We start from the raw sequence: 23,925 nt of genomic DNA on the forward strand, positions 1-23,925 counted from the left end.
GAGGGAGCTTGCTCCCGCTGGCCTGTAGGAGCTGTCGAGTGCAACGAGGCTGCGATCTTTCCCCAGGCACTTGAGTCTCAAGCGAAAGATCAAAAGATCGCAGCCTTCGGCAGCTCCTACAGAGCCCAGCGGGAGCAAGCTCCCTCGCCACAAAGGCCAATGGGCGACTTGGGAACGGTGTTAAAACACCCAAACCCCTTCAATCTCCCTGTAAACTCCGGCCTTTGCCCAACACCCAGGGAGTCGGCAATGTCGGGTTCTATCCTTTATATCCACGGCTTCAACAGCGCCCCAGCGTCGACCAAGGCCACTCAGTTGATCGACGTAATGGCGCAATTGGGCCTGAGCGACCACCTACAAGTCCCAGCTCTGCACCACCACCCCCGCCAAGCCATCGGTCAGCTGGAACAGGCGATTGCACAACTGGGGCGGCCGCTGCTGGTCGGCAGCTCGCTCGGCGGCTACTATGCGACTCACTTGGCCGAGCGCCACGGCCTCAAGGCCCTGTTGGTCAATCCGGCCGTCAGCCCGCATCGGATGTTCGACGGTTACCTGGGCACACAGAAGAATTTGTACACCGACGAAACCTGGGAATTGACCCACGACCACGTGACGGCCCTGGCCGAGCTGGAAGTGCCGGCGCCCCGGGATCCGCAGCGGTATCAGGTATGGTTGCAAACCGGTGACGAAACGCTGGATTATCGCCACGCCCAGCAGTATTACCGCGCCTGTGCCTTGCGCATCCAGGCCGGCGGCGACCACAGTTTCCAGGGGTTTGCCCAGCAGTTGCCGGCGCTGTTGAGTTTTGCCGGCATTGGCGCCGATTTGTACCAGGCGATCGACTTCACCTCGCTGTGAACCATCGCCCCTTTTTCATTGAACACTGACGACGAGACCCCATGGCCACTCCCAGCGCTAGCTCTTATAACGCAGACGCCATCGAAGTCCTCTCGGGCCTCGACCCGGTGCGCAAGCGCCCCGGCATGTACACCGACACCAGTCGGCCGAACCACCTCGCCCAGGAAGTCATCGACAACAGTGTCGACGAAGCCTTGGCCGGGCATGCGAAGTCGGTGCAGGTCATCCTGCACGCCGATCACTCGCTGGAAGTCAGCGATGACGGCCGCGGCATGCCGGTGGACATACACCCTGAAGAGGGTGTGTCGGGCGTCGAGCTGATCCTCACCAAGCTCCACGCCGGCGGCAAGTTTTCCAACAAGAACTACCAGTTCTCCGGCGGTTTGCACGGGGTGGGTATTTCCGTGGTCAACGCCTTGTCGACCCAGGTGCGGGTGCGGGTCAAGCGTGACGGCAACGAATACCAGATGACTTTCGCCGATGGCTACAAGGCCACCGAGCTGGAAGTGGTGGGCACGGTCGGCAAGCGCAACACCGGGACCAGCGTGTATTTCGCCCCGGACCCGAAATATTTCGATTCACCGAAGTTTTCCGTCAGCCGCCTCAAGCACGTGCTCAAGGCCAAGGCCGTGTTGTGCCCGGGGCTGCTGGTCAGTTTCGAGGACAAGGCCACCGGCGAGGAAGTCGAATGGCATTACGAAGACGGTCTGCGCTCTTACCTGGTGGACGCGGTCAGCGGTTTCGAACGCCTGCCCGACGAGCCGTTCTGCGGCAGCCTGGCCGGTAACAAGGAAGCGGTGGACTGGGCGCTGTTGTGGTTGCCCGAAGGTGGCGAAAGCGTCCAGGAAAGCTACGTCAACCTGATCCCTACGGCCCAGGGCGGCACCCACGTCAACGGCTTGCGCCAGGGCCTGCTCGATGCCATGCGCGAGTTCTGCGAGTTCCGCAACCTGCTGCCCCGTGGCGTGAAGCTGGCGCCGGAAGACGTTTGGGAACGCATCGCCTTTGTCCTGTCGATGAAGATGCAGGAGCCGCAATTCTCCGGCCAGACCAAGGAGCGCCTGTCGTCCCGTGAGGCGGCGGCGTTTGTTTCCGGTGTGGTCAAGGATGCGTTCAGCCTGTGGCTCAATGCCAACCCGGAAACCGGCCTGGCCTTGGCGGAGCTGGCGATCAACAACGCCGGCCGTCGTCTCAAGGCCAGCAAGAAGGTCGAGCGCAAGCGCATCACCCAAGGGCCGGCCTTGCCGGGCAAGCTCGCTGATTGCGCCGGGCAGGACCCGATGCGTTCCGAGCTGTTCCTGGTGGAAGGTGACTCCGCCGGTGGTTCGGCCAAGCAGGCGCGAGATAAAGAGTTCCAGGCCATCCTGCCGTTGCGGGGCAAGATCCTCAACACCTGGGAAGTGGACGGCAGCGAAGTGCTGGCCAGCCAGGAAGTGCATAACATCGCTGTCGCCATCGGGGTCGACCCGGGCGCCGCCGACATGAGCCAACTGCGCTACGGCAAGATCTGTATCCTTGCCGACGCCGACTCCGACGGCCTGCACATCGCCACGTTGCTCTGCGCCTTGTTCGTCCAGCATTTCCGCCCGTTGGTGGATGCCGGTCACGTCTATGTGGCGATGCCGCCGCTGTACCGCATCGACCTGGGCAAGGAAATCTACTACGCCCTGGACGAAGCCGAGCGCGATGGCATTCTGGATCGCCTGGTGGCCGAGAAGAAACGTGGCAAGCCGCAGGTCACCCGATTCAAGGGCCTGGGCGAAATGAACCCGCCGCAGTTGCGCGAAACCACCATGGATCCGAACACTCGCCGCCTGGTGCAGTTGACCCTGGATGATTTTGAAGCGACCTCGGAAATGATGGACATGTTGCTGGCGAAGAAGCGCGCCGGCGACCGCAAGTCCTGGCTCGAATCCAAAGGGGACCTGGCCGAGGTGTTGGCCTGATGCGCAACGGGTTCGCCCTGGCGTTGTGGCTGTGGGCGGGGTTGGTAGTCGCAGGACCTGCGCCGGAACTGAAGCTGCTGTCCGAGCACGCCGTCGATGGCATGCGCGGTGGCAACCTGTCCGGGCTGGCGCTGTGCGGCGGCCAGATGTGGACGGTGTCCGATCGCGACGATGACCGGATCTATCGCCTCGCACCCTCCGAGGCACCGGTCTGGCAGGCCGAGGTGGTTGAAATCGAGGTGCCGAAGGTGCCGGACAGCGGTTTGCCCTGGGGCTTGCGTTCCCGGACCTGGGCGGCGTCGTTCCTGCGTGGTGGCGAGCTGGATTTCGAAGGCATCAGTTGCGACAGCGCTGGCAATCGCTATGTGGTCAGCGAGTCTCATGCCGCGGTATTGCAAGTGTCGCCCTCGGGAGACGCATCCTGGTTGAAAATCGCCCCGACTCTGATTCGTCAGGCCCGGGGCAGTGGCATGTTGCTGCATTTCAACGCCTTGTTCGAAGGTCTGGCGATCAACCCGGACGGTGACCAGCTGTGGTTGGCGGCCGAGCGCGAACGTCGCGGCCTGCTGCTGATCAAGCGTCAGCAGACGGTGTGGGACTGCGATGGCAATTGCGTGTTGCTGAGCGAAGCGGGGCTGGAGATGCAGCCGGCGCAGTTCCCCAAGGCCAAGGCGGTTTCGCGGGATTTCGCTGACCTGTCATTGTTCAATGGCAAGCTGTTTACCCTGGAGCGCAACGCCTATCAGGTCTGCCGGCGTGACCCGCAGACCGCCCAGGTCGAGCGTTGCTGGTCGTTCGCCGCCGAGGCGTTGCAGGATAACCGCCGTTATCCCCAGGCCTACGGGCTGGCCGAAGCGCTGGTGGTGGATGCCGAGGGGGCATGGATCGGCCTGGACAACAACGATGGCAGGCGGGCCGATGGCGAGCAGCGGCCAATTGTCTGGCGCTTCGCCGCGCCCGAGGGTGGCTGGAGTGCCTCGCCGTGAGCCAGCCGTTGCCGGGCAAGCGCGCCGGCCGGGTGCTGATGATCCTGGCCTGGTGCGCCGCGCTGTTTCTGGCGACGCGGTTTTTTGCTCAATGGGAGCAGCGTCAGCAAAACCCCAATACCCAGGTGTACTCGCAAAAAGGTGAAGGTTTTATCGAGGTGAAGCTGGTCGGCAATCAACAGGGACATTTCGTCGCCAGCGGCCACATCAACGGCCAGCCGGTGGACTTCATGCTCGACACCGGTGCCACTGACGTGGCAATTCCGATGGAGCTGGCCGAGCGCCTCAAGCTGGAAAAAGGGTTCGGCGTGACCTTGAGTACCGCCAACGGTGTGAGCGAGGGCTACCGTACCCGCGTCGACCGGCTGCAATTGGGTGACATCGTCTTGCGCGATGTCCGTGCCCTGGTGGCGCCCGGCCTGGGTGGCACGCAAGTGCTGCTGGGCATGAGTGCCCTGAACAAACTTGAATTTACCCAGCGCGACGGCACCATGCTGCTGCGCCAGACAACGAACTGATGAGGCCCGCATGAGCGACATTCTTGCAGACAGCTTAGACGGCGTAGAACGCCGATCGCTGGCTGACTTCACCGAAAATGCCTACCTCAATTACTCCATGTACGTGATCATGGACCGTGCCTTGCCGCATATCGGCGACGGCTTGAAGCCGGTTCAGCGGCGGATCATCTATGCCATGAGTGAGCTGGGGCTGGATGCGGATTCCAAGCACAAGAAATCGGCGCGTACCGTCGGTGACGTGCTCGGTAAATTCCACCCCCACGGCGACTCGGCCTGCTATGAAGCCATGGTGCTGATGGCCCAGCCGTTCAGCTATCGCTACACGCTCGTGGACGGCCAGGGTAACTGGGGTGCGCCGGACGATCCCAAGTCCTTCGCAGCCATGCGTTACACCGAGGCGCGGCTGTCGCGCTATTCCGAGGTGCTGCTCAGCGAACTGGGCCAGGGCACTGCGGACTGGGGGCCGAACTTCGACGGCACCCTCGACGAACCCCTGGTTCTGCCAGCACGTTTGCCGAATATCCTTCTCAATGGCACCACCGGCATCGCCGTGGGCATGGCCACCGACGTGCCGCCCCACAACCTGCGGGAAGTGGCCACCGCGTGCGTGCGTCTGCTGGACGAGCCGAAAGCCACGGTGGAGCAGCTCTGTGAGCACATCCAGGGCCCGGACTATCCGACCGAAGCCGAAATCATCACCCCGCGCGCCGACCTGCTGAAAATCTACGAGACCGGTCGCGGTTCGGTGCGCATGCGCGCCGTGTACCACATCGAAGACGGCGACATCATCGTCACGGCGCTGCCGCATCAGGTCTCCGGGGCCAAGGTCCTGGAGCAGATTGCCGCGATGATGCAGGCAAAACCGTCGAAAGCGCCGCAAGTGGCTGACTTGCGCGACGAATCCGACCACGAAAACCCGTGCCGCATCGTGATCATCCCGGTCAACAGCCGGGTCGACCACGACGCGCTGATGCAGCACCTGTTCGCCAGCACCGACCTGGAGTCCAGCTACCGGGTCAACATCAACATCATCGGCCTGGACGGCAAGCCGCAGTTGAAAAACCTGCGGGCACTGCTGGTGGAATGGCTGGAGTTCCGGGTCAAGACCGTGCGCCGGCGCCTGCAATTCCGCCTGGACAAGGTCGAGCGCCGCCTGCACCTGTTGGACGGCTTGCTGATTGCCTACCTCAACCTGGATGAAGTGATCCACATCATCCGCACCGAGGAGCACCCCAAGGCCAGCTTGATCGCCCGCTTTGACCTGAGCGAAATCCAGGCCGACTACATCCTCGACACCCGCCTGCGGCAGTTGGCGCGCTTGGAAGAAATGAAGCTGCGCGCCGAGCAGGATGAATTGCTCAAGGAACAGGCCAAGCTGCAAGCCCTGCTGGGCAGCGAAGCCAAGCTCAAGAAGCTGGTACGCACCGAGCTGCTCAAGGACGCCGAAACCTATGGCGACGACCGTCGCTCGCCGATCGTCGAACGTGCCGAAGCCAAGGCCCTGACTGAGCACGATCTGCTGCCGAACGAGAAAGTCACCGTCGTGCTGTCGGAAAAAGGCTGGGTACGTTCCGCCAAGGGTCATGATATTGACGCGACGGGGCTTTCCTACAAGGCCGGGGACGGCTTCAAGGCCTTGGCGGCCGGGCGTTCCAACCAGTTTGCGGTGTTCGTTGACTCCACTGGGCGCAGTTACTCCGTGCCGGCGCATACCTTGCCGTCGGCTCGCGGCCAGGGCGAACCGCTGACCGGTCGTTTAACGCCGCCGCCGGGTGCAACTTTTGAATGCGTGCTGATGCCTGATGATGATGGACTGTACGTCATTGCATCGGACGCGGGTTACGGGTTCGTGGTCAAGGGCGAGGACCTGCAAGCCAAGAACAAGGCGGGCAAGGCGCTGTTGAGCCTGCCGAACAACGCCAAGGTGATTGCGCCGCGCCCGGTGGCCGATCGGGAGAGCAACTGGCTGGCGTCGGTGACCACCGAAGGCCGCTTGCTGGTGTTCAAGATCAGCGACCTGCCACAACTGGGCAAAGGCAAGGGCAACAAGATTATCGGTATTTCCGGCGAACGAGTCGCCAGCCGTGAGGAATATGTCACGGATATTGCAGTGTTGCCGGAAGGCGCCACGCTTGTGCTACAGGCAGGAAAGCGTACGCTTTCGTTGAAGGCGGACGATCTTGAACACTACAAGGGTGAGCGTGGTCGGCGGGGCAACAAGCTTCCGAGGGGATTTCAGCGGGTCGATGCGCTGCTCGTCGAAAACCTCAATTAGGCGTAGTAGAGGGCTCGGTCTGCGATTAAATGCCGCGGATCGATGCTTTCGCGCTGGAGTCGGCGCGCATATTCACGGATGATAGGCCCTTTCAAGCGCCGGCGTAGCCGAGCGTTCTTCACATTGACCGAGTATTTTTTCACTGTGGCAAGCCTTGTGGCTGCCACCTGGACGGAACGATGACTGCTCTGCGCCTCCCTATTTTGTGGCTCGCCGGCCTGCTTGGCCTGGCGGGCTGCAGCATGAACCAGCCGGTGTCGCTGTACCAACTGGACAGCGGAACCCCGGCCCAGCCTGCGCAAAGCACAGGCATGGCCGTATTGCTCGGCCCGGTTCTGATCGCTGACTACCTGCAGCGTGAAACCTTGTTGCAACGCCAACCGGACGGCAGCCTGCAAGCCGCCACTGACGGCCGTTGGGCCGGCAGCCTGTCCTCTGACATCGATCAGTTGCTGTTGCGCCAGGTCGCCGGGCACCTGGACAGCCAGCGCGTGGTGCTGGCACCGGCGACCCAGGGGTTCACCCCGGATGTGCAGGTACTGCTGTCGATTACCCGCCTGGACTCGGGTAAAGCCCAGCCGGCAGTGCTCGATGCCCAATGGCGGTTGATCGACCGTCGTGGCAAGGTGCGCGAGAACCGCATCGTTCATCTGCAAGAGCAACATGCCGGTACTACGGCGGCGCAGGTCCAGGCCCAGGGCGTGCTCCTGCAACGCCTGGCCGAACAGCTGTCGGTGTCGCTCAAGCCCCTGGCCAACCAGCCGCCTGTCGCCGAAGTGCCCCGCAAGGCCGCGCCTGCCCCGGCCAAACCGGTAGAGAAGGAAAAGGACAAGATTCCCATGGCCTTGCCGATTCGTACGGACATGGAAGTGTTCAGGTTCTGACGGTTGGACCCGGATACACCACAAAGCCCGCGTTGATGCGGGCTTTGTTGTTTCTGCCGGTTGGATTCTCGGGTGCCTGGGCCGGCCCTATCGCGAGCAAGCTCGCTCCCACACTGGGTCTGAGGCCTGCAGACATCTCCCTGTGGGAGCGAGCCTGCTCGCGATGGCGGCGCTGAAGGCAACAAAAAGCCCGCAGACAATCACTCATCTCCCACAGCAGGCCTGAGTCTTGCAGAGACCCCTGTGGGAGCGAGCTTGCTCGCGATGGCGGCGCTGAAGGCGATAAAAAAGCCCGCAGACAATCACTCATCGGCGGGCTTCGTTACTTCATGTCCTGAAACTCAGGCCTGGCGCTCATGCATCCGCGCCAATTGCCGCTCCAGCATCGACGGATAAGGCTCCATCAAGCGCTCCACGCAACACGCGCCTTCGGGGCTGGCGATGGGGCGGATGCGCGCGCGCTGGCGGATCAGGGCGTCGTCGTTGATCTTGCGCTCCACTAGCAGCAGGTTGCGGCTGTGTTGCGACAGCGCCAGGGCGTCCTGGGCGGTTTCGGTCAGCAGCAGGTCGATCTGGCTCAAGCCGAACAAGCCATCGCCCAAGGTCAGGCCCAATTGCAGTTGCAGGGTGATGCCGCTGTCGGCGACTTCGATCTGCAACTGGTGACCCAAGGCGCGGAGCAACTCACCGCAGCAAATGGCATTGGTCAGGTAGTCGTCGCCGCTGTCTTCGGTGTGGAACAGCATCAGCGTGCTGCCGTCGTTCAAGGTGTGCAATTCGCCCTGATAGAGCGATGCGGCCTGGTCGAGGCAGTCGCGGTAGCGCTCGAGCAACTCCTTCAGGCGCGCCTGGGGCAGGCGACGCAGTTGATCCTGGGCGCCCAATTGCACGGCCAGTACAGCGCTGTGCTGGGGCAGGTTCGAGGCCACAGGCTTGGCGACCGGTTGAGGTGCCCCATCGACCGACTCGTCACGCAGGTCGGCGAAAGCGTCGTCGTCTTCCTCGTCCTCTACCGCGCGCACCACATGGCGTGGCGCTGGTTTGGAGGTTGGCATCGGCTGGCTTTCGTCGAAGCCCGGGTCGCGCAGGTTACGCACTTCGAAGCCTGGCTCGGCATCGTCGTCGTCCGCATAGTCGAGGTCTTCAGGTTCCGGCAGGGGCTCGGGTTCCGGGGCGAAGCTGGCGTGCAGTTGCCGGGCCAGGTCGCCGATTTCGTCCTGGCGCTGGGTGGCCGGCGTGTGTTCGTCGATGTCCCGCAGCCAGACGCGCAATTGCAGCAGCGGCGTGGAGATGTGCCGGCCCAGGCGCAGGCTCAGGGCCAATGCCAGGGCCAGCAGGATCGCGCTGAGGATACCCATGCTTTGCAAGCTGATGGTCATCGGTTGCTGGAACTGGTCCATGTCCAGGCTGATGCGCAGTTGCCCGGCGGTCACGTCCTGGAAGGTGATCTTGCTCTGGTACATGCCGCCGGACTCGCCCAGCAGGCCAGGCTTGGGCCGCTGGCCGGCCTCGGCGAGGATGCGGTTGTCCACGCTGTAGATGGCGGCGTGGGCCACCAGCTTGTTCTTGGTCAGGTTGTTGAGCAGCACGTTGAGGCTGAGGATGTCGTTGGACACCAGCAGCTCGGTGGCGGACGTGGCGGTCTGGGTGGTCAGGCTTTCACCCAGGGCATCGGCCTGCTCGTGCATGGCCTGCTTGAACTGCAAACCCATCACGCAGGCATAGATGACCAGGGCCAGGGCGACCAGGATGACGTTATGGCTGGCAATGCGCAATGCGATCGGCACACGACGGTGACGCAGCGCACGGAAGATCAGCAGGAAGAAGTTGTCGGTTTTGACTGGCGTGGGCCGGTTCACTGAGCTCGGCTCTTTGTCCGTGAAATTGACGCGCAGTATAGCGACAGCCCCATGACCGGCAAAGCACTGGCGGTGCCCGATGGTCACTGAATGTGGGTAGAATGCGGTTTTTTTCCACCTGCGGGGGTGCGCCTTGCGCGAAATCGTCCTGATAAACATCACTGGCAGCGACCGTCCGGGTCTGACTGCGGCCATTACCGGCGTTCTGGCCCAGGGTGGTGTGAACATTCTCGACATCGGTCAGGCGGTGATCCATGACACGCTGTCGTTCGGCATCCTGGTTGAAATCCCGGACGCCGAACAAAGCAAGTCCGTGCTCAAGGACATCCTGTTCACCGCCTACAAGCTCGACCAGCAGGTGCGTTTCACCCCGGTGTCCGAGGAGGATTACCAGCATTGGGTGGCCGGCCAGGGCAAGAAGCGCCATATCGTGACCCTGTTGACCCGTAAGGTCACCGCCGAGCAATTGCAGCGCGTCAGTTCGATCACCGCCCAGTATGGCCTGAACATCGACCACATCGACCGCCTGTCCGGGCGCATGCCGCTGGACACCCCGGCCGACAAGGGCAAGGGCTGCATCGAGTTTTCGGTGCGCGGCGAGCCGGCCGATCCCCAGGCGTTGCGTGCCGAGTTCCTCAGCGTGGCCCAGGAACTCAACGTCGACATCGCCTTCCAGGAAGATTCGCTGTTCCGCCGCAACCGCCGCCTGGCGGTGTTCGACATGGACTCGACGCTGATCGAGGCCGAGGTCATCGACGAATTGGCCAAGGCGGCCGGCGTGGGCGACAAGGTCTCGGCCATCACCGAGCGAGCCATGGCCGGCGAGCTGGATTTCCGTGCCAGCTTCAAGGAGCGCCTGGCCTTGCTTAAAGGTCTGGATGTCAGCGTGCTGGATTCCATTGGCGCTTCCCTGCGCCTGACCGAAGGCGCCGAAACCCTGTTCGCCGAACTCAAGCGCCTGGGCTACAAGACCGCCATCCTGTCCGGCGGCTTCACCTACTTCGCCAAGCAGTTGCAGGCCAAGCTCGGTATCGACTATGTATTCGCCAACGAGCTGGAAGTGGTGGACGGCAAGGTGACCGGCGTGGCCGTCGAGCCGATCGTCGATGCCCAGCGCAAGGCGGACCTGCTGCGTGAACTGGCTGCAAAAGAAGGCCTGCGCCTGGAGCAGACCATCGCCGTGGGCGACGGCGCCAACGACCTGCCAATGCTGGCGATCGCGGGCCTGGGCGTGGCATTCCGCGCCAAGCCGCTGGTCAAGCAGTCGGCCAGGCAAGCGATTTCCACCCTGGGGCTGGATGGGGTGTTGTACCTGCTGGGCTTCAGGGATCGTGACGGGCAGCTTTGACTGACACACTGATTTTGGAGCAAGTGCACTTGTGGCGAGGGAGCTTGCTCCCGCTGGGGCGCGAAGCGGCCCTGAAACCTGGGGCCTGAGTGTGTCGGATCGACCGCAGGGGCCTGCTGCGCAGGCCAGCGGGAGCAAGCTCCCTCGCCACAACGGGTTGCGTGCTGTTCAAAGCGATTTCCACAACGAATCAAAATTCCCTTCCTGGTCGCCGCCATCCCCGGTTTCGGTTGAGTCTTCCGGGTGATAGGAAAACTGGTTGAAACTGTGGGTGCTGGTCACGCGGCGGTCCAGGCCGGCGCGGCGTTCCTGGCCGTTGGTGTTGATCAATACCCGCTGGCCTTCCTGGAAGGGCAGGCGTGGGGCGATCATGGTCGGAGGCAGGTCAATGGCGCTGATCTCGGGGAGTAACAGGCCGCGCAGGTAGTGGCCATGCTCGTTTTCCCGGACCAGTTGCAACCCGCAAGGCTGGGCATGGGGCGCGACCAGTTCGATGCCCATTTGCATGGCGCCGTTGCGCACTTGGCGGATCCAGCGCACCACGGCGACGCTCCAGGCTTGGTCGCTGCTGTCGCGGATGCCGATCATTTCCCCGGCTTGCAGTTGTTCCGGCACCTCCTTGGGCCAACCGAGGCAATAGCCGCCAGGGCTGTGGTTGATGATCGGCAGGTCGTAGGTGGGGAAGTGATGCTGGTTGTCGGAGCTGGTGCCATCGTCATCGGCCGGGTTGACCGGGTACTCGATTTCTTCATAGGGCAGCAGGTCGCTGTCGCCGGCGGGAGCGGCGTCGAACGCTTGCTTCCAGGTGTCGTTTGTCTTGCTCTGCGAGGCTTCGAAGCGGGCCTTGCGGGTGGCGGGGCTTTTCAGGATTTCGTTGAACGAGCGCTCGCCGCCCAGGTAGTAGTGCAGCGCACTCATGCCCACGCACAGGGTCAGCGTGCCGTTGCCCTCGGTGCGCTGGAAGCTGCGTTCAGCCGCTTCGCCCCAGGCGGCTTGCAGGTGATGCAAAGTGTCGGCGCTCATGCCCCCAGGGACTGGCAACGTATTATCGGCAGGTTGTTCCAGGTGAGTGGCGATTGCACGCACCAGTGGCTGGGGATCGAAGCCCTGCAAGGTCGGCTGCTGTTCGGCCCGGAACTTGGAGCGGTAGCGTGGCCCGACATCCAGCTCTGGAGCGACGGCGAACAGGCTGCTGGCAGCGGTGGCAGGGTCCAGCTTGACCCACTGGCTCCAGGATTCGAGCACTTCGGTCAGTCGCCCGATCTGGCTCTGGCGCAATTGATTGCTGCGTGACGCGCCCAGCAACAGGGCGACGACATAGGTTTGCTCGGCGTTCAATTGATGAACCTGGCTGGCCAGCTCGTCACTCACGCTCAGGTGTTGCAAGCGGTGCAGGCAGGCGATCCGGTACAACTGATGCAAGTCGAGCCACAACCCCTCGGGCACTGGGCTGTACAGCTGGCTGGCACGCAGCAGCGGGCCGTTGAGGGCATGTATTGCCCGTTGCAGCGCGGTGCTCAGCAGGCGGGCCCGGTCCTTGGTGTATTTCGACGCGATACGCGCCACGATCTGTTTGTAGCCCGTCGCCAGTTGGGTTTGCAGGGCCTGGCACAGGTTGACGATCTTGCGCGAGCGATCATCCAGCACGATGGCCTGTTGCAGGAAGTGCCGTTCCAGGTGCTTGCAGACGTAATACACCTCGGGTCGCAGCAGTTCGAGCAGTTGCAGGCGATTGTCGCTGGGCGTGAGCAGTTGGTTGAGTTCACCAAGGGCCTGGTACAACAGGCGGGCCGTTTCGCCGATGTTGGCCTTGGGCAGGTTGGCGATCCAGCGCTTGAGGTCCCGTGGCGTAGCATCGCAGAACGACAGGCGTGGTTGTGTCGGGGTCAGGACGCGCAATAGCTGGAGAGGGCTGGTCTCATTCATGCCGTGTACGGGCTCCGGCGGGAAATAAACGTGATGTTTCCAACTCTAGCAGCTGACAGGCAGGCGTGTTGCCCTGAAAGTGCTGTGGGAGCAAAGCTTGCTCGCGATGCAGGCGCCGCGTTTTTTAGACCGCGTTATCGTTCATCGCGGGCAAGCCTTGCTCCCACAGACCTGCTTCAAGGGCGGGTGTGACTCAGCCTTTGGGCAGCGCCAGGCCCTGGCCCATCTGCACTGGCGACCCGGCCACCAGGTCTTCGGCCCATTTCACCTGGCCTGGACCGAACAGCACGATGGCGGTCGAACCCAGCTTGAAGCGTCCCAGTTCGGCGCCTTTTTCCAGATGGATCGGCGCGCGGGCGGCTTCGTCGTAACGGAAGGTTTTCAGCTCGCGCTTGGGTGGCGTCACCAGCCCGGCCCAGACGGTTTCGATGGAGGCCACGATCATCGCGCCCACCAGTACCACGGCCATCGGCCCGCGCTCGGTGTCGAAAATGCAGGCCACGCGCTCGTTGCGGGCGAACAGCTCCGGAACGTTTTCGGCGGTGGTCTGGTTGACCGAGAAAATCCGCCCGGGAATGTAGACCATCTCCCGCAGGGTGCCGGCCAATGGCATGTGCACGCGGTGGTAGTCCTTGGGGGACAGGTAGATGGTGGCAAAATCGCCGCCCATGAACGGCGCTGCGTTGGCCGCGTCACCACCCAGCAGCTCCAGCACGCTGAAGCTGTGGCCCTTGGCCTGGAACACCCGGCCGTGCTCGATCGGGCCGAGCTGGCTGACGGCGCCGTCGGCGGGGCTGAGGATCGCGCCCGGGGTTTCGTCCAGCGGCCGCGCGCCGTCTTTCAGGGCGCGGGTGAAGAAGGCGTTGAAGTGCTCATACGCGGTCAGGTCTTCCACCATGGCCTGGGACATGTCCACTTGATAGCGCTTGGCGAACCACGCGGTGAAGGCATTCTTGAACCAACGCACGCGGCATTCGGCAATGCAACCGGCCAACCGCGACAACAGGTGGTGGGGCAGCAGGTATTGAGTGAGGATGAACAAACGGTTTTTCATTAACTGTCCTTAAGAACCTTCAAAGCTCGATGGGCGTGTCGGGATGGTTGCCCCATTCGCCCCAGGAACCGGCATAGCCTTTGACTCGTGGATAACCGAGCGCCTTGGCCACCAGGTAGGTGAAGCCAGAGCGGTGGTGAGTCTGGCAGTGGGTGATGATTTCTTTGTCGGGCGTGATGCCCAATCGTTCGAGGATCTGCGGCATATCCTTGCGAATGCGCAGGTTGCGCGCCGGGTCCATGCCGGCGGTCCATTCGAAATTGACCGCCCCTGGAATATGTCCGCCCCTGGCTGCAACGACTTTCTCGCCGGAGTATTCCAGCGGGCCGCGCGCATCCCAGATGGCCAGGTCGGCGGCACCGAGGCGGCTTTGCAGGTATTCGCGGGTGGCGGTGGGGGCATCGTGCAACGTCAGGGGCACCGGGCCGGCAACCGGTGCAGGAACATCGACGGACACCGGCAGGCCTTCGTCCAGCCAGGACAGCAGGCCGCCGTCGAGGTAGTGATAGTTCGAGTGGCCGATCACGTCCAGCAGCCAGATAAAGCGCCCGGCCCAGCCGCCGCCTTCGTCGTCGTAGACCACGTAGACCGCGTCCGGGTTATGCCCAAGCTCGCCGAACAGGGTTTCCAGGTCGGTTTTGGCCGGCAGCAGGCCCGGTGCCGGCGGTTGGCCAAGCTGGGTGCGCTTGGGGTCGACGAAACGTGCGCCGGGGATGTGCCCGGTGCTGTAGCGCGCGGCGCTGGTCAGATCCACCAGAATCAGTTCGCGGGCGTCGAGACGCGGCAGCAGTTCGCTCGGCTCGATCACCAGCGGCAAGCCAGAGAAGTCAGGCATGTGAGGTCTCCAGGGGCGCAAAGGGAAAGGATTGTAGCAAGTTCAGCGACCGCGGTTGGTAAAGGTATGCAGGGCCCTTTCGATGCATTGCACGGTTTTGCCGAAGGCTTGCACGGTGATATCCGAGAACGGCCCGCCGCCCTGGTCTACCGCCACCAGCATGATCACCCGGCCATTGCAGGTCAGTGAGCGCAACAGCAGGTGCTCACCCCGGAACAGGCTGCGCAGGCCCGGCGGCAATAGCGCCGAAAACTGCGCGTTGTTGTCCGGGTTCAGGCGAACCTGGGCCTGCTGGGCCAGCAACCGCTGCAATATTTTGCTCTGGCTGATGGTAAAGCTCATGGCCGCGGCCTCCTTGGGCAGGCCGGCGGTCTGGTGTACGCGCATGCTGCTCTGGTTGCGGTCGGCCATCAGGATCATCACTCGGCGCATGCCACAGGCCACCAGGATGTCCCGTGCCGAGGTGGTCAGGTGCATGGCATTGCGGAAGGGGCTCGGCTCCACCAGCATGGCGGAGCATTGCGTGCGCCACTGGCTCAGGTCTTGGGCGCTGGGCGGGGCGGCGGGCAGCAAGCCGGGATGGATGCGGCGGCTGCCCGAAGGCCAGATCAGCGCCACGGCCGGGTGCCAGAGGTCCGGCATGGCGTGATGGTGGGCGCTGTTGGCCGCTTGTTGGTGCAGCTGTTGCTGGACCTCATCCATCGACATCTGCAGATACAAACTGGTGAGGTACTGCCAGCGGGTGAGCGCGGGGCTGTCCCAGGCCTGTTGTGCGGCCAGTGCCAGGCCGTTGGCCAGCAATACGGTGTTGGCCGGCTGGTTGAGCCAGCGTCGCAGGATCGGGTCGTCGTCCAGGCGATTCTGCTGGCGCAGGGGGTGTTCGCTGTCCCGGGCGATGCGCAGGACTTTCACCAGCTCGCGGCGTTCATTGAGCAGCAGGCGATACCCTTGCGCCACCCAGATGGGCAAGCGCCAGGTTTCCACCAGCGCCAGGCAGATTTCCAGCAGGCTGACGCCGAACAGTTCGCGCTCTACCTTGGGCGCGGGTTCGCCTTTATGGGCGACCCGCAATTCCCATTCCCCGAGCAATCGTGGATGGGTCAGGGCCAGGGGCCAGAGCGGCGACAGGAACAACAGGCTGCCCCAGTGTATGTCTTGCCACAGCCGCGCCAGACGGCTGGCAAAAAAACCATTGGCCTGTTGCGTGGCGTGCTGGCTGATCAATTGCAACTGGCGCAAGGCGATGGGTATTTCATGCGCCGGCAACGACGGCAAGCGGGCGAGCAACTCCTCGGTACGCTTGAGGCCGAGGCGGTTGATGGCCACTTCGAGGTTTTCCGCAGGTTCTGCAAGGCTGCCATGGGTGTGATGGTTGGCTTCGCGGATGACGCTCAGGGCCAGGGCGGGGCTGTCCTGCATCAGGTCGGCGATGTCGCGCAAGGAGCGGCGGCTGTCGGCGAGGGCCTTGCAGACCAGGTCGTGGCTGGCCTGGGGTACCGGCAGATGCACGCCTTTGAGCAGCGTCACCCAACCTTCGAGGGTGGTCGGTCGGGGCGTTGGAACCTTGGTTTCGTTAGTCATGGCTGGACGTGATCATCGTATGAATTCTCTACGCCCGGAACGGGGCAAATTGGCTTTTCGCCAGAACAGCCTATAGTCTGGCGCAGTTTTGCCGATAAGTAGAAGAAGAGATTTTTCAGCTTCCGAATATGACCTTGAACCCGACTTAAATAAGTACTTTCTATCTATGGCTAAAATTATCGGCATCATTGTCGTGTTCGCGAGCGTGCTCGGCGGATACGTGCTCTCCCATGGCAAGATTGCCGCCCTGATCCAGCCCTTCGAGGTGTTGATCATCGGTGGCGCGGCCCTCGGTGCATTCCTGCAGGCCAACCCTGGCTATATGACGATGCACGTGCTCAAGAAATCCCTGGGCATGTTCAGTTCGCGCTTTAGCCACACCTTCTACCTCGAGGTGCTGGGGCTGATCTACGAGATCCTCAACAAGAGCCGCCGCGAAGGCATGATGGCGATCGAAGGCGACATCGAAGATGCCGCCGCCAGCCCGATTTTCGCCAAGTACCCGGCTGTGCTCAAGGACGCCCGCATGACGGCGTTCATCTGTGATTACCTGCGCATCATGTCGTCCGGCAACATGGCTCCCCACGAGCTCGAAGGCCTGTTCGACATGGAGCTGTACAGCCTCAAGGAAGACCTGGAGCATCCCTCCCACGCGGTCACCGGGATCGCCGACGCGATGCCTGGCTTCGGTATCGTCGCGGCGGTACTGGGGATCGTGGTGACCATGGCCTCCCTGGGCGACGGTGACCAGAAGTCCATCGGCCTGCACGTGGGTGCGGCCTTGGTGGGTACGTTCTTCGGTATCTTGGCGGCGTATGGTTTCTTCGGGCCGCTGGCCACCTCCCTGGCCCATGACGCCAAGGAAGAGCTCAATATCTACGAAGCCATCAAGGCTTCCCTGGTGGCCTCGGCCTCGGGCATGCCGCCATCGTTGGCGGTGGAGTTCGGGCGCAAGGTCCTGTACCCGGCGCACCGTCCAAGCTTCGCCGAGCTGGAACAAGCGGTTCGCGGTCGCTAAGTTATGGAAAATAACCAGCCGATCATCATCAAGCGCGTCAAGCGCATAGCCGCTGGGCATCACGGGGGCGCCTGGAAAATCGCCTTCGCCGACTTCGCGACGGCGATGATGGCGTTCTTCCTGGTGCTGTGGCTGTTGTCCACGGCGACGCCAGAGCAGAAGATCGCCATCGCCGGCTACTTCAAGGACCCGGTCGGCTTTTCCGAAAGTGGCACGCCCTACATCATCGACCTGGGCGGCTCACCGACCCTGGCCCCGGAAAATACCCTTAACCCTGAGGTCAAGTCCCAGCCCCAGCCTGACAAGGTGACGGTGGATTCCGAGCAGGTCGAAGGCATGGCCGAACAGGTCGAGCGCGAGCGCCTGGAACTGCTGTTGCAGGAATTGCAGAACAAGGTCGAAGAGAACCCGCAACTGCAGAAATTCAAGGACCAGATCCTGTTCGAAATCACCCCGAACGGCTTGCGCATCCAGATCATGGACGCCGAGAACCGGCCGATGTTCGACTCCGGCAGCGCGCGCCTGAAGCCGTATTTCGAGGACATCCTGCTGGCCATGGCCGACACCATCAAGGCGGTGCCGAACAAGATCAGTATCAGTGGTCATACCGATGCCAAACCCTACATCGGCAAGGGTGACTACGGTAACTGGGAGCTGTCCGCCAACCGCGCCAACGCGGCCCGTCGCGCCCTGGTTGCCGGCAGCTATCCGGACGAGCAGGTGGCGCGGGTGGTCGGTTATGCGTCTTCGGCGCTGTTCGACCGCAAGGATCCGTTCAACCCGGTCAACCGGCGTATCGATATCGTGGTGTTGACCAAGAAGGCGCAGAAAGCCATCGAGGGCTCGCAAACCGATGATCCGGCGCCCGATCCGGTCCCGGGCGAGGGGGCGCCGGGTGAAGCGCCTGCTCCGTCCGCCACACCAGGTGCGGCGGTCGATCCGAACGCGTTGCCGGCAGACCAGCAACCCGTGCCGGCCCATGAACTGCGCGAGCGGCTGAATCTGTTCGACGACGCCGCGCCCAAGCCTCCCGGAGCGCCGGCGCAGTGACCTGAAGGTTTGTCGATGGACCTGTGGCGAGGGAGCTTGCTCCCGCTCGACTGCGAAGCAGTCGTAAACCGGCGGGTGCGGTGTGTCTGATGCTCCGCATTTGGCAGGTTTTGGGGCCGCTTCGCAGCCCAGCGGGAGCAAGCTCCCTCGCCACGATGGTGTCCGGCTTCCCTTCCCTTCCTTTCAGCTCAGTAACCGCTTTCCGGCAGGCTGGCGATGATCGAGCGGTAGCTGTTCATCCGTTGCTGATGCACGCGACCTTCTTCCAGGGCCTTGAGCAGGGCGCAACCGGGTTCGCGGTCGTGCTTGCAGTCGCGGAAGCGGCAGGTGCCGATCAACTCGTTGAACTCGATGAACCCGGCTTCGACATCGGCCCGGCTGACGTGGCCCAGGCCGAATTCGCGGATACCCGGCGAGTCGATCAATTCACCGCCGCCAGGGAAATGGAACAGCCGCGCGGTGGTGGTGGTGTGGGTGCCTTGGCCGGACAGCTCGGACAGCGGCCCGACGCGCGTCTCGACTTCCGGCAGCAGGCTGTTGACCAGCGAAGACTTGCCCACGCCAGACTGGCCGACGAACACACTGATGCGCCCGTCCAGTTGCTGTTGCAACTGCTCCATGCCGTTGCCGTGATGGGCCGAGACCTCCAGCACCGGGTAACCCAAATCCCGATAGACCGACAGCAGGGCGTTCAGCGCCGGGGCGTTGTGTTCGTCGATCAGGTCGAACTTGTTGAGCAGCAGCAACGGACGGATACCCGCGTGTTCGGCGGCCACCAGGTAACGATCGATCAGGTTGGCGTGGGGCTCGGGCAACGGGGCGAACACGATGACGATCATGTCGACGTTGGCGGCCACGGGCTTGAGCTGGCCTCGGCTGTCCGGCCGACACAGCTCGGTGTGGCGCGGCAACTGCGCGACGATCACGCCGATGCCCTGGTTGCCGGCCCGCCAGACCACCTGGTCGCCCGTCACCAGCGCCGGCAGGTTGGCGCGCAAGTGGCAGCGGAACACCTGGCCGGCCAGTTCGCCTTCCTGGGCCTCTACCTCGACCTGCACGCCGAAGTGGGCGATCACCAGGCCGGTCTGTTCAGGGCCCAGGTCGCCACCCTCCAGGGCTTCGACAGCACTGGATTCGCGTTTGGCGGCGCGGGCGGCGCGCTCGCCCTGGATCTTTTCGATGCGCCAGTTCTGACGACGATTGAGTTGGCGTTTGGCCATGGGTGTTCCGTATGAAGAAATGCAGCGAATAGGGTAAAACGGCGGCGAGTTTAGCACGCCCAAGGGCCTGCCTAAGCTAAACTGCGTGGCTACGCCGAGGAGCTTCCCTATGCAAAACCCGCAGAACCTGATCTGGATCGACCTGGAAATGACCGGTCTGAATCCTGACACCGACGTCATCATCGAAATGGCCACCATCGTCACCGACAGCGACCTCAACACCCTGGCCGAAGGCCCGGTGATCGCGATCCACCACAGCGACGCAATCCTGGCCGGCATGGACGAGTGGAACACGCGCCAGCACGGCGGCTCGGGCCTGACCCAGCGGGTGCGCGAGAGCAAGATCAGCATGGCCGAGGCCGAGGCCCAGACCCTCGCCTTCCTGGAACAGTGGGTGCCGAAGGGCAAGTCGCCGATCTGTGGCAACAGCATCTGCCAGGATCGTCGCTTCCTTTATACCCACATGAAATCCCTGGAAAGCTACTTCCACTACCGCAACCTGGACGTCTCCACCCTCAAGGAGCTGGCCGCCCGCTGGGCGCCGGAAGTGCGCGACAGTTTCCAGAAGGGCAGCACCCACCTGGCCCTGGACGACATACGCGAGTCCATCGCCGAGTTGCAGCATTACCGCAAGCATTTCATCAAGTTCTGATGCGCAGCGCGTTCTTGTGGTGATGGGGCTGTGGGAGCAAAGCTTGCTCGCGAAACAGGCGCCTCGGTCTTTGAAAGTCCGCATTGCCTTCATCGCGGGCAAGCCTTGCTCCCACAGATATCCTGGCCACAGACTCCTTGTTTGACATGGTCGATGGCTGCCCTCTTTTGGTGCCTGCCCAAACTGGCTAGACTGCGCGCCTTCCTGCAAGGACCGCCATCATGTTGCTGATGCTTTATCTGATCGCCATCACCGCCGAAGCCATGACCGGCGCCTTGTCTGCCGGGCGGCGGGGCATGGACTGGTTCGGCGTGGTGCTGATCGCCTGTGTCACGGCGCTGGGTGGCGGCTCGGTGCGCGACGTGCTGCTCGGTCATTACCCACTCACCTGGGTCAAGCACCCGGAGTACCTGGTGCTGACCACCGCGGCGGCGATGCTGACGGTGTTCCTGGCGCGCTGGATGCGCCATTTGCGCTCGCTGTTCCTGGTGCTCGACGCCGTGGGCCTGGTGGCGTTCACCCTGATCGGCTGCATGACGGCCCTGGAAATGGGCCATGGCATGCTGGTGGCGTCGGTCAGTGGGGTGATCACCGGGGTGTTCGGTGGCATCCTGCGGGACATCTTCTGCAACGATATTCCGCTGATCTTCCGTCGCGAACTCTATGCCAGCGTCTCGTTTGCCGCGGCGTGGTGTTATCTGCTGTGTGTCTTCCTGCAACTGCCGAACGAGCAGGCGATCCTCATTACCTTGTTCGGCGGTTTCCTGCTGCGGCTCCTGGCGATTCGCTTTCACTGGGAAATGCCGAAATTCGTCTACAACGACGAGGTTTGACGCTCGGCATGTTGGCGCAACGCCCACGCCACGTGCTCGCGCACCAGTTCCGACGGGTAGTCGCGCCGCGCCTCCAGCGCTTGCAGCACGGGAATGGTTGACGGCGCATTGCCCAGGCCCACCGCCAGGTTGCGCAGCCAGCGCTCGTAACCGGCTCGGCGCAACGGTGAACCCTCGGTGCTGCTGAGGAATTTCTCTTCGTCCCACATGAACAGCTCGGCCAACCCGGCATTGTCCAGGTTGTGCCGTGGCTTGAAGTCGCTTTCCCCGGACGGTCGGGCAAAGCGGTTCCACGGGCAGACGATCTGGCAGTCGTCACAGCCGAACACCCGATTGCCGATCAGTGGCCGCAGCTCTTCAGGAATGGCGCTTTTCAGCTCGATGGTCAGGTAGGAAATACAACGGCGAGCATCGAGCACGTAAGGTCCGACGAAGGCATTCGTAGGACAGATGTCCAGGCATGCGGTGCATTTTCCGCAATGCTCGGTGCCGTGGGGTGGATCGATGGGCAGCGGCAGGTCGACAAACAGCTCGCTCAGGAAGAAATAGCTGCCGGCCTTGCGGTTCAACACCAGGGTGTTTTTACCGATCCAGCCCAGGCCGGCCTGTTCGGCAATGGCTTTTTCCAGCACCGGTGCGCTGTCGACAAAGGCACGGTAGCCAAAGGGGCCGATGACCGCCTGAATTTTTTCCGCCAATTGCTGCACGCGTTTACGGATCAATTTGTGGTAATCGCGGCCCAATGCATAACGCGAGACGTAGGCTTTTTCCGGTTGGCCGAGCAATTGCGCCATTTGCGTATCGCCCGGCAAGTAATCCATGCGCAGGGAAACCACCCGCAGCGTGCCCGGCACCAGTTCCTCGGGGTGCGAGCGTTTGCTGCCATGGGCGCCCATATAGTCCATTTCGCCGTGGTAGCCGGCTTCGAGCCAGCGTTGCAGGTGTTGTTCATGCTCGGCCAAGTCCAGGCCGCTGATGCCGACCTGCTGGAAACCCAGCTCGCGGCCCCATTCCTTGATGGATTGGGCGAGGGCGGGGAGGTCTGTGGGAATGGCAGGCATGAGGCGAGAGAAACCGGAGCTGAGATGCGTATAATTCTGCCAGACATCGGAGCCCGAAGACGCATGCCGCACACTAAAGATGATTTTCCCGACGCGCTGTACAGCGCCGCGCAGGTCCGGGCCCTCGATGCTCAACTGATCGCGGCAGGCACCGCCGGTTTCGAATTGATGCAGCGCGCTGCCCGCGCCACCTGGCGAGCGATCGTCCGACGCTGGCCTGATGCCGGCGAGCTGACCGTGCTGGCCGGCCATGGCAACAATGCCGGCGATGGCTACCTGGTCGCGACGCTGGCCCGGCGCGCCGGCTGGTCGGTGCGGGTGCTGACGGTGGGCGAGCCCCGGCGATTGCAGGGGGACGCCGCCAATGCCCATGCCGAGGCCGTGGCGGTGGGCGTGCCGATGGAGCCGTGGTCGGATGAGGCCGAGTTGCGCGGCGTGCTATTGGACGCGCTGCTCGGCACCGGCCTGAATGGCGATGTGCGCGAACCTTATGTGCAGGCCATCGATACGATCAACGTCAGCGGCCTGCCGGTCGCGGCGGTGGATATCCCTTCGGGGTTGTGCGCCGACACCGGCCGGGTGCTGGGCACGGCGGTGGCGGCCGACCTGACCGTGACTTTCATTGGCTTGAAACTGGGGTTGTTCACCGGCGAGGCGGCGGACCGGGTCGGTGAGCTGGTGTTCAATGACCTGCACGCCGATCCGGATATTGTTGAAACGGCACCGGCCAGTGCCAGACTGCTCCTGCCCCACAATCTGCCTCGTCTGACAACTCGTGCCGCCACTTCCCACAAAGGCAAGTTCGGTCATGTGCTGTTGATCGGTGGCGACCGGGGCTTCGGCGGCGCCATCCAGATGAGCGCCGAAAGCGCCCTGCGCTGCGGTGCGGGCATGGTTTCGCTGGCGACGCGCAGTGAGCATGTATCCGCCGCGCTGATGCGTTTACCGGAAGTGATGGTGCAGGGCACCCATTCGGCGAACCAATTGATGGGCCTGCTCCAGCAGGCCAGCGTGCTGGTGGTCGGGCCGGGCCTGGGCCAGGCTGCCTGGGGACGCAGCCTGTTGTCGGCGGCGGCCAATGCGCCACTGCCGCAAGTGTGGGATGCCGATGCACTGAACCTGCTGAGCAGGGGCGATGTCCGTTTGCCTGAGCAGTGCGTCATCACCCCGCATCCGGGGGAGGCGGCGCGGCTGTTGGAGATGTCCACCGCCCAGGTGCAGGCCGACCGCCCGGCGGCGGCCCATGCCTTGAGCCAGAAATACAGCGCCACGGTGATCCTCAAGGGCGCCGGCAGCCTGATCGCCAGCCCGGACGGTCGCCTGGCGGTTTGCAGCCAGGGCCATCCGGCCATGGCCACCGCCGGTCTGGGGGATGTGCTGGCCGGTGTGGTCGGGGCCTTGCTGGCCCAGGGCATGGACGGCTTCGAGGCCGCGTGCCTGGCAGTCTGGCTGCATGCCAGTGCCGGTGCCCAGGTCGGTCGCTCGGGCCGGGGATTGGCGGCGACCGATCTGATCCCGGCCATTCGTCAGTTGTTGGAGGAGCATTCACCGTGTCTGAAGTAACCCTGTACGTGGCGGACGAACAAGCCATGACACAATTTGGCGCCCGCATCGCGCAGATCACCGCCGGCCACGGCCTGATTTTTCTCGAAGGCGACCTCGGCGCGGGGAAAACCACCTTGTCCCGTGGCATCATTCGCGGCCTCGGGCACGTCGGTTCAGTCAAGAGCCCGACGTTCACCCTGGTCGAGCCCTATGAGATCGGCGACATTCGCGCCTTCCATTTCGACCTGTATCGACTGGTGGATCCTGAGGAGCTGGAATTCCTCGGCATTCGCGATTATTTCGAAGATGATGCCTTGTGCCTGATCGAATGGCCCCAGAAGGGTGCAGGCTTTTTGCCAAAGCCCGACCTGACCATTACCATTGGCGCGCAGAACGGCGGGCGTTCGCTGAAACTGACGCCGCAAGGCTCCCGTGGTGAGTCGTGGTGTGCCGCTTTGGCATTGGAAAACTAATTG

Annotated in this window: 20 protein-coding genes; 13 read left to right on the plus strand and 7 right to left on the minus strand. The window is 63.1% G+C overall.

What is annotated here, in order from left to right; translation table 11 throughout:
- Positions 1 to 249: 249 nt before the first annotated feature.
- The 6 genes from IB266_RS17775 to IB266_RS17800 all read left to right on the plus strand — a co-directional run bounded on the left by IB266_RS17775 (position 250) and on the right by IB266_RS17800 (position 7,467).
- Entirely contained in the window at positions 250 to 858 is a 609-nt protein-coding gene (locus IB266_RS17775) for a YqiA/YcfP family alpha/beta fold hydrolase (protein WP_103310538.1), read from the plus strand.
- 41 nt (positions 859 to 899) lie between these two features.
- Positions 900 to 2,804: a DNA topoisomerase IV subunit B gene (gene parE, locus IB266_RS17780; RefSeq protein WP_192261953.1), complete on the plus strand. Its 1,905-nt coding sequence runs from the start codon at positions 900 to 902 to the stop codon at positions 2,802 to 2,804.
- On the plus strand, positions 2,804 to 3,790 hold the full coding sequence (locus tag IB266_RS17785; RefSeq protein ID WP_192261954.1) for an esterase-like activity of phytase family protein: 987 nt from the start codon (positions 2,804 to 2,806) through the stop codon (positions 3,788 to 3,790). Before parE ends, IB266_RS17785 begins: the two co-directional genes overlap by 1 nt.
- Entirely contained in the window at positions 3,787 to 4,308 is a 522-nt protein-coding gene (locus IB266_RS17790; protein ID WP_192261955.1) for a TIGR02281 family clan AA aspartic protease, read from the plus strand. The genes IB266_RS17785 and IB266_RS17790 overlap by 4 nt, the downstream gene beginning before the upstream one ends.
- Positions 4,309 to 4,318: 10 nt before the next feature.
- Complete coding sequence (gene parC, locus IB266_RS17795; protein WP_060739439.1) at positions 4,319 to 6,583, plus strand: DNA topoisomerase IV subunit A; 2,265 nt, start codon at positions 4,319 to 4,321, stop codon at positions 6,581 to 6,583.
- A 179-nt stretch (positions 6,584 to 6,762) separates the two neighbouring features.
- On the plus strand, positions 6,763 to 7,467 hold the full coding sequence (locus IB266_RS17800) for a membrane integrity-associated transporter subunit PqiC (RefSeq protein WP_060739438.1): 705 nt from the start codon (positions 6,763 to 6,765) through the stop codon (positions 7,465 to 7,467).
- A 341-nt stretch (positions 7,468 to 7,808) separates the two neighbouring features.
- Here the strand turns inward: IB266_RS17800 and IB266_RS17805 are convergent, their stop codons facing one another.
- Positions 7,809 to 9,326 (minus strand): AhpA/YtjB family protein, encoded by a 1,518-nt coding sequence (locus IB266_RS17805; RefSeq protein ID WP_192261956.1) that lies wholly within the window; start codon positions 9,324 to 9,326, stop codon positions 7,809 to 7,811.
- Between the two features lie 133 nt (positions 9,327 to 9,459).
- Here IB266_RS17805 and serB point away from each other — a divergent pair, with 133 nt between their 5' ends.
- The gene (gene serB / locus IB266_RS17810; protein ID WP_060739436.1) at positions 9,460 to 10,674 is read left to right on the plus strand and encodes a phosphoserine phosphatase SerB; all 1,215 of its coding nucleotides are present in this window, start codon (positions 9,460 to 9,462) and stop codon (positions 10,672 to 10,674) included.
- Positions 10,675 to 10,842: 168 nt separating this feature from the next.
- On the opposite strand, the gene IB266_RS17815 is transcribed toward serB, so the two are convergent.
- The 4 genes from IB266_RS17815 to IB266_RS17830 all read right to left on the minus strand — a co-directional run bounded on the left by IB266_RS17815 (position 10,843) and on the right by IB266_RS17830 (position 16,070).
- Entirely contained in the window at positions 10,843 to 12,600 is a 1,758-nt protein-coding gene (locus IB266_RS17815) for a molecular chaperone (protein ID WP_192261957.1), read from the minus strand.
- Between the two features lie 193 nt (positions 12,601 to 12,793).
- Positions 12,794 to 13,654: an archaetidylserine decarboxylase gene (gene asd / locus IB266_RS17820; protein ID WP_192261958.1), complete on the minus strand. Its 861-nt coding sequence runs from the start codon at positions 13,652 to 13,654 to the stop codon at positions 12,794 to 12,796.
- Between the two features lie 19 nt (positions 13,655 to 13,673).
- The gene (locus IB266_RS17825) at positions 13,674 to 14,489 is read right to left on the minus strand and encodes a rhodanese-like domain-containing protein (protein ID WP_192261959.1); all 816 of its coding nucleotides are present in this window, start codon (positions 14,487 to 14,489) and stop codon (positions 13,674 to 13,676) included.
- Between the two features lie 42 nt (positions 14,490 to 14,531).
- A complete protein-coding gene (locus IB266_RS17830; RefSeq protein ID WP_192261960.1) occupies positions 14,532 to 16,070 on the minus strand; it encodes an HDOD domain-containing protein in 1,539 nt (512 codons plus the stop codon).
- Between the two features lie 166 nt (positions 16,071 to 16,236).
- On the opposite strand from IB266_RS17830, the gene motA reads away from it, so the two are divergent.
- Both motA and motB read left to right on the plus strand, forming a co-directional pair.
- Positions 16,237 to 17,088: a flagellar motor stator protein MotA gene (gene motA / locus IB266_RS17835; RefSeq protein WP_192261961.1), complete on the plus strand. Its 852-nt coding sequence runs from the start codon at positions 16,237 to 16,239 to the stop codon at positions 17,086 to 17,088.
- A gap of 3 nt (positions 17,089 to 17,091) precedes the next feature.
- The gene (motB, locus tag IB266_RS17840; protein WP_103308786.1) at positions 17,092 to 18,138 is read left to right on the plus strand and encodes a flagellar motor protein MotB; all 1,047 of its coding nucleotides are present in this window, start codon (positions 17,092 to 17,094) and stop codon (positions 18,136 to 18,138) included.
- Between the two features lie 188 nt (positions 18,139 to 18,326).
- Here motB and rsgA read toward each other — a convergent pair whose 3' ends face one another.
- The gene (rsgA, locus tag IB266_RS17845; RefSeq protein WP_060739429.1) at positions 18,327 to 19,358 is read right to left on the minus strand and encodes a small ribosomal subunit biogenesis GTPase RsgA; all 1,032 of its coding nucleotides are present in this window, start codon (positions 19,356 to 19,358) and stop codon (positions 18,327 to 18,329) included.
- Between the two features lie 109 nt (positions 19,359 to 19,467).
- On the opposite strand from rsgA, the gene orn reads away from it, so the two are divergent.
- Both orn and IB266_RS17855 read left to right on the plus strand, forming a co-directional pair.
- Entirely contained in the window at positions 19,468 to 20,010 is a 543-nt protein-coding gene (gene orn, locus IB266_RS17850) for an oligoribonuclease (protein WP_192261962.1), read from the plus strand.
- A gap of 218 nt (positions 20,011 to 20,228) precedes the next feature.
- A complete protein-coding gene (locus IB266_RS17855; protein ID WP_170866829.1) occupies positions 20,229 to 20,843 on the plus strand; it encodes a trimeric intracellular cation channel family protein in 615 nt (204 codons plus the stop codon).
- Here IB266_RS17855 and queG read toward each other — a convergent pair.
- Positions 20,825 to 21,904 (minus strand): tRNA epoxyqueuosine(34) reductase QueG, encoded by a 1,080-nt coding sequence (gene queG, locus IB266_RS17860; protein WP_060739427.1) that lies wholly within the window; start codon positions 21,902 to 21,904, stop codon positions 20,825 to 20,827. The genes IB266_RS17855 and queG overlap by 19 nt on opposite strands.
- A 63-nt stretch (positions 21,905 to 21,967) precedes the next feature.
- Between queG and IB266_RS17865 the strand changes: the two genes are divergently transcribed.
- Complete coding sequence (locus tag IB266_RS17865) at positions 21,968 to 23,467, plus strand: NAD(P)H-hydrate dehydratase (protein WP_192261963.1); 1,500 nt, start codon at positions 21,968 to 21,970, stop codon at positions 23,465 to 23,467.
- Positions 23,455 to 23,922, plus strand: coding sequence for a tRNA (adenosine(37)-N6)-threonylcarbamoyltransferase complex ATPase subunit type 1 TsaE (gene tsaE / locus IB266_RS17870; RefSeq protein ID WP_003197219.1), 468 nt, complete (start codon positions 23,455 to 23,457; stop codon positions 23,920 to 23,922). The genes IB266_RS17865 and tsaE overlap by 13 nt, the downstream gene beginning before the upstream one ends.
- Positions 23,923 to 23,925 lie beyond the last annotated feature (3 nt).

Origin of the sequence: Pseudomonas sp. Pdm06 (genome assembly GCF_014851795.1) — a bacterium.
Lineage (GTDB): Bacteria > Pseudomonadota > Gammaproteobacteria > Pseudomonadales > Pseudomonadaceae > Aquipseudomonas > Aquipseudomonas fluorescens_AA.